Origin of the sequence: Proteus penneri (assembly GCF_003144535.1) — a bacterium.
GTDB lineage: Bacteria > Pseudomonadota > Gammaproteobacteria > Enterobacterales > Enterobacteriaceae > Proteus > Proteus penneri.
In genome coordinates this window covers 1-5,793 of sequence record NZ_PHFJ01000007.1, presented here as the reverse complement: position 1 = coordinate 5,793, position 5,793 = coordinate 1, and the positions used below count along the sequence as shown (strand labels likewise).

The 5,793-nt window shown below is 39.3% G+C and carries 4 protein-coding genes, 5 tRNA genes and 2 rRNA genes; 10 read left to right on the top strand and 1 reads right to left on the bottom strand.

Features of this window, described 5'->3' with window-relative positions:
- The 5 genes from rrf (CUB63_RS10235) to birA all read left to right on the top strand — a co-directional run bounded on the left by rrf (CUB63_RS10235) (nt 1) and on the right by birA (nt 2,556).
- Nucleotides 1–115: ribosomal RNA gene (gene rrf / locus CUB63_RS10235) — 5S ribosomal RNA — on the top strand.
- Nucleotides 116–158: 43 nt separating this feature from the next.
- Nucleotides 159–234: transfer RNA gene (locus tag CUB63_RS10230), tRNA-Thr, on the top strand.
- A gap of 51 nt (nt 235–285) precedes the next feature.
- Nucleotides 286–401, top strand: a 5S ribosomal RNA gene (rrf, locus tag CUB63_RS10225).
- 161 nt (nt 402–562) lie between these two features.
- Nucleotides 563–1,597, top strand: a complete 1,035-nt coding sequence (gene murB / locus CUB63_RS10220; RefSeq protein ID WP_006535484.1) for a UDP-N-acetylmuramate dehydrogenase — start codon at nt 563–565, stop codon at nt 1,595–1,597.
- Nucleotides 1,594–2,556, top strand: coding sequence for a bifunctional biotin--[acetyl-CoA-carboxylase] ligase/biotin operon repressor BirA (gene birA, locus CUB63_RS10215; RefSeq protein ID WP_109847981.1), 963 nt, complete (start codon nt 1,594–1,596; stop codon nt 2,554–2,556). The genes murB and birA overlap by 4 nt, the downstream gene beginning before the upstream one ends.
- A 130-nt stretch (nt 2,557–2,686) precedes the next feature.
- Here birA and coaA read toward each other — a convergent pair whose 3' ends face one another.
- Nucleotides 2,687–3,634 carry a type I pantothenate kinase gene (gene coaA / locus CUB63_RS10210; protein ID WP_072062991.1) on the bottom strand — a complete coding sequence of 316 codons (948 nt, stop codon included), beginning with the start codon at nt 3,632–3,634 and terminating at the stop codon, nt 2,687–2,689.
- Between the two features lie 438 nt (nt 3,635–4,072).
- Here coaA and CUB63_RS10205 point away from each other — a divergent pair.
- The 5 genes from CUB63_RS10205 to tuf all read left to right on the top strand — a co-directional run bounded on the left by CUB63_RS10205 (nt 4,073) and on the right by tuf (nt 5,792).
- Nucleotides 4,073–4,148 (top strand) — tRNA-Thr (locus CUB63_RS10205).
- Nucleotides 4,149–4,163: 15 nt separating this feature from the next.
- A tRNA-Tyr gene (locus CUB63_RS10200) sits at nt 4,164–4,248 on the top strand.
- A gap of 82 nt (nt 4,249–4,330) precedes the next feature.
- A tRNA-Gly gene (locus tag CUB63_RS10195) sits at nt 4,331–4,405 on the top strand.
- 5 nt (nt 4,406–4,410) lie between these two features.
- A tRNA-Thr gene (locus CUB63_RS10190) sits at nt 4,411–4,486 on the top strand.
- A 121-nt stretch (nt 4,487–4,607) separates the two neighbouring features.
- Nucleotides 4,608–5,792, top strand: a complete 1,185-nt coding sequence (tuf, locus tag CUB63_RS10185) for an elongation factor Tu (protein WP_006535489.1) — start codon at nt 4,608–4,610, stop codon at nt 5,790–5,792.
- Nucleotide 5,793 lies beyond the last annotated feature (1 nt).

Genomic DNA, 5,793 nt, shown 5'->3' with positions numbered 1-5,793 from the left:
TTGGCGGCCATAGCGCAGCGGTCCCACCTGATCCCATGCCGAACTCAGAAGTGAAACGTTGTAGCGCCGATGGTAGTGTGGGGTCTCCCCATGTGAGAGTAGGGAACTGCCAGGCATTAAATTTAGGCTGTGTCAGCCGGTGACAATAAGCCACTAGTGCTGATATGGCTCAGTTGGTAGAGCACACCCTTGGTAAGGGTGAGGTCCCCAGTTCGAATCTGGGTATCAGCACCAATAAAAAATTATTATAGCTGCATAAACAGACAGTTATAAATACAGAATTTGCTTGGCGGCCATAGCGCAACGGTCCCACCTGATCCCATGCCGAACTCAGAAGTGAAACGTTGTAGCGCCGATGGTAGTGTGGGGTCTCCCCATGTGAGAGTAGGGAACTGCCAGGCATTAAATAAGACGAGAAAGCCAACCCAATGGGTTGGCTTTTTTGCGTTTAAGATATTTAAAATACAAATATACTTTCTCTTTTCTAATCACTTATCACTTTGCTATCCTCAATGATACTTGGCTGTTAAACTAAGCTATCAGCTAAATGAGGTAGACTTTCATGAAAGAATCGGTTTCATTGCAAGCATTTAATACATTTGGTTTGAGAGTAAAAGCTCACCAAATAGAAACTGCAAATAATAAAGATGAGCTTTGTACATATTGGCAAAATGCCCATGAGAAGAGATTACCAACCCTTATTCTAGGTGGCGGTAGTAACGTGCTATTTACTGAAGATTTTAATGGTATTGTTATCCGTAACTGTATTACTGGCATTGAAATTACTGAAGATGAACAATATTGGTCTATTCATGTTGGAGCTGGCGAGAGTTGGCATGCGCTTATTGAATATCTGTTAGAAAAAAATATCTATGGACTGGAAAATTTAGCGTTGATCCCTGGCAATGTTGGTTCTGCGCCGATACAAAATATTGGTGCTTATGGTAAAGAGCTGAAAGATGTTTGTGCCTATGTTGATATTGTTGAATTAAGCACAGGCAATATTAGTCGATTAACAAATGAAGAATGTGAGTTTGGTTATCGCGATAGTATTTTTAAACATCATTATCAACAAGGCTTTGCTATTATTGCTGTCGGTTTACTACTAAGTAAAAAATGGGAACCTATTCTTACTTATGGTGATTTATCAAAATTATCATTAGAAACTGTTACACCAAAGGATGTGTTCGAATCTGTATGCTTAATGAGAACAAGCAAGCTACCCGATCCAAAAATAACGGGTAATGCTGGAAGTTTTTTTAAAAACCCAATTGTTGATATTCGTATTGCACAACAATTAAAAACAGAATATCCATTTTGCCCTCAATATGTACAGCGAGATGGTGTGAAGCTTGCGGCAGGTTGGCTGATTGATCAATGTGGTCTTAAAGGGCATCAAATTGGTGGTGCAGCAGTCCACACTAAACAAGCACTGGTACTTATTAATAAAGACGGCACCGCGACAGGTGAAGATATTGTGAACTTAGCCGCATATATTCGCCAGAAAGTCTCAGAACGCTTCGGTGTAAAATTAGAGCCAGAAGTTCGCTTTATTGGTCAATATGGCGAAATCAATGCAGTGGATGCTATTTCATGAAAGAAACACCAACTCCTTTATTATTAATTGAACTCCTTGCTGATGGAAATATTCATTCAGGAGAACAATTAGGCGAAAGTTTAGGAATGACTCGAGCAGGCATTAATAAACATATTCAAACATTGCGTAGCTGGGGTATCGATGTTCAGACGGTTGCAGGAAAAGGATATCAATTAGATGCACCAATGAACTTATTGAACGCAGATATTGTGAATCAGAATATTAAAGGTGAGCCGGCTAGCGTTATTCCTGTTATAGATTCTACAAATCAATATTTGATCCAACGTATCAGCGAATTAAAATCGGGTGATGTATGTATTGCTGAATACCAGTCTGCTGGGCGAGGTAGAAGAGGGCGTCAATGGATTTCGCCTTTTGGTAGAAATTTATATTTGAGTATGTATTGGAAACTCGATCAAGGGCCTGCTGCTGCAATAGGACTGAGTTTGGTTGTCGGCGTTATTATGGCTGAAGTATTGGAAAAACTTGGTGCAGATGGCGTTAAAGTTAAATGGCCTAACGACCTCTATTTAAATGATAAAAAGCTTTCAGGTATTCTTGTTGAGCTAACAGGGAAAACAGGTGATGTTGCTCATATTGTCACAGGGATTGGTATCAATATTGCGATGAGTAAAAATCAAAATGAAGCCATTAACCAACAATGGATTAATTTGGAGCAAGTTGGTATTAAAATTGACAGAAATGAACTTGCTTGTGAAATTACTAATGCATTAAGAGAAGCATTTGTACAATTTGAAAAACAAGGGTTATCTGTGTTTATCGAGCGTTGGAAACGTTTAGATAACTTTATGGATCGCCGTGTAAAGCTTATTATTGGTGAAAAAGAGATCTTTGGTATTGCCAAAGGCATTAATGATCAAGGTGCTTTACTTTTAGAACAAAATGGAAAAATAATATCTTATATAGGTGGTGAAATATCACTGAGAAGTGCACCATAATGCTTTAAATTGCATCGAAAATCTAAAACTAAAAAGCTTTCCTAAACTGGAAAGCTTTTTAGTTATCAGTACAATTTTTAATAACTAAAATATAATAGTTCTTAGACCAAATGGTGATAATTGTTTAGATTTACTTACGTAATCGAACGTTAGTGATCGAATGATTTTGACCTTTAGTTAGTATAAGACTCGCTCTTTCTTTTGTAGGCAGGATGTTCTGTTTCAGATTTAAACCATTAATTTCTTGCCAAATTGAAGATGCTATTTCAATAGACTCTTCTCTACTTAATTTAGAGTAATTATTAAAATATGATTCAGGATCAGTAAACGCACCCTCTCTAAATTTTAAAAAGCGACTGATGTACCAGTGTTTTAGTAATTCTTCTTCAGCATCAACATAAATGGAGAAGTCTACATAATCTGATACGAAAACATTATGTGGATCATGAGGATAATCCTGATTGCTCTGTAATACATTTAATCCTTCAAGGATCAAAATATCAGGTTGTTCAATAACCTGTTCCTTATCTGGAATGATGTCATACACTAAATGAGAATAGACAGGGGCTGTTACTTGTTTTTTGCCTGATTTTATATCAGAAACGAAAGAGACAAGGCTATGCATATCATAGGATTCAGGAAATCCTTTCTTTTTCATTATTCCGCGTCTCTTTAACTCTGCATTAGGCAAAAGAAAGCCATCAGTAGTGATTAAATCAACTTTACGATGTTCTGGCCAACGGGTTAAAAGCGCTTGTAGCAAACGAGCTGTGGTACTTTTACCAACAGCAACACTACCCGCTATACCAATAATGTAGGGGATTTTGGCGCTTCGTGTTCCAAGAAACTGCTCTAAGACAGCTTGACGGCGCAAGTTAGAACTTATGTAAAAATTGAGTAATCTTGAAAGAGGAAGATAAATCTCAATTACATCATCAATAGAAATTTCTTCATTAATTCCTTTTAAATCAGCGATCTCTTTTTCGGTTAATGTTAAAGGAACGGAATCTCTTAACGTTGCCCAATGCTTTCTGTCAAACTCTAAATAAGGGGTTATAAAGCGTTCTTTGTTATTCATAAGCCAACATCTGCCTAATATTCGCAGGTTGGACAGGCTGTTTAAAACACCCGTATCCGATAAAAAATAAACAGCATCATAACGAGTGATGACTCTTAGGCGTAGATATTTTTTAAATTTTTTCTACTTTTTTTGACACGAACTGAATAAATTTGTAAAAAAAGTATAAAAAATAGTCATGAAAATAATTTTTTAGCGTAGACTAACAGGGGGGGCAATCAAATTTTTTCTAAAAATTTATTGGTGGTGAATAAATTCGGGAGTGATTAGCTAAATTAGCTTGCTAATCTAGCATGATTTTTTGTTGGCATTTTGGTCGTTTTTTTCCTAAAAAATCAACAATTCAATTAAAAATGAACAAAATCTAAGCAAAAGAACGAATATCGCAATTTTTTTGTTGCATCATGATGAAAGTCCTCCTAGAATGCGCACCACTTAGCCGGCATAGCTCAGTTGGTAGAGCAACTGACTTGTAATCAGTAGGTCCCGAGTTCGACTCTTGGTGCCGGCACCATTAAAAATTAGGTTTGGTGGGATACCCAAGCGGCCAAAGGGAGCAGACTGTAAATCTGCCGTCACAGACTTCGAAGGTTCGAATCCTTCTCCCACCACCATTAATTCCAAACTTAAGTGTTTTAAATTAGTAAACACTTAAGTAGAATACAAAGCTGATTTTAAGTCAGGTAGCCGAGTTCTGCGGGCATCGTATAATGGCTATTACCTCAGCCTTCCAAGCTGATGATGCGGGTTCGATTCCCGCTGCCCGCTCCAGATGTGCTGATATAGCTCAGTTGGTAGAGCGCACCCTTGGTAAGGGTGAGGTCGGCAGTTCGAATCTGCCTATCAGCACCACTCCTTCATGTTCTTGCCTCCCTGATTAAAATCTTAACAAGCACTAGCAAATCGCTAATTTACTTACTGCTTGGTTGATGTGGTGTAACCACCGATTCCGTGTCTTAGAGGGACAATTTAAATGTCTAAAGAAAAATTTGAACGTTCAAAACCGCACGTTAACGTTGGTACTATCGGCCACGTTGACCACGGTAAAACAACTCTGACTGCTGCAATCACTACAGTTTTAGCTAAAACTTATGGTGGTGCTGCTCGTGCATTCGATCAAATCGATAACGCACCAGAAGAAAAAGCTCGTGGTATCACCATCTCTACTTCACACGTAGAATATGACACCCCAACTCGTCACTACGCACACGTAGACTGCCCAGGTCACGCCGACTATGTTAAAAACATGATCACTGGTGCTGCGCAAATGGACGGAGCTATCCTGGTTGTTGCTGCGACAGATGGCCCAATGCCACAAACTCGTGAGCACATCCTGTTAGGTCGTCAGGTTGGTGTTCCTTACATCATCGTATTCCTGAACAAATGTGACATGGTAGATGATGAAGAGTTACTGGAATTAGTAGAAATGGAAGTTCGTGAACTTCTGTCTCAGTACGATTTCCCAGGTGATGACACTCCAGTAATCCGTGGTTCAGCGCTGAAAGCACTGGAAGGCGAAGCAGAGTGGGAAGCAAAAATTGTTGAATTAGCAGAAGCACTGGATTCATACATCCCAGAGCCAGAGCGTGCAATTGACAAACCATTCCTGTTACCAATTGAAGACGTATTCTCAATTTCAGGCCGTGGTACAGTAGTAACAGGTCGTGTTGAGCGTGGCGTAATCAAAGTTGGTGAAGAAGTTGAAATCGTTGGTATTAAACCAACAGCGAAAACAACTTGTACTGGCGTTGAAATGTTCCGTAAATTACTTGACGAAGGTCGTGCAGGTGAGAACGTAGGTGTTCTTCTGCGTGGTACTAAACGTGAAGAAATCGAACGTGGACAAGTACTGGCGAAACCAGGTTCAATCAACCCACACACTAAATTTGAATCAGAAGTTTATATTCTGAGCAAAGATGAAGGTGGTCGTCATACTCCATTCTTCAAAGGCTACCGTCCACAGTTCTACTTCCGTACAACTGACGTAACTGGTACTATCGAATTACCAGAAGGCGTAGAAATGGTAATGCCAGGTGACAACATCAACATGATCGTTGAACTGATTCACCCAATCGCGATGGACGACGGTTTACGTTTCGCTATCCGTGAAGGTGGCCGTACAGTAGGTGCGGGCGTTGTTGCTAAAGTATTAGGTTAAT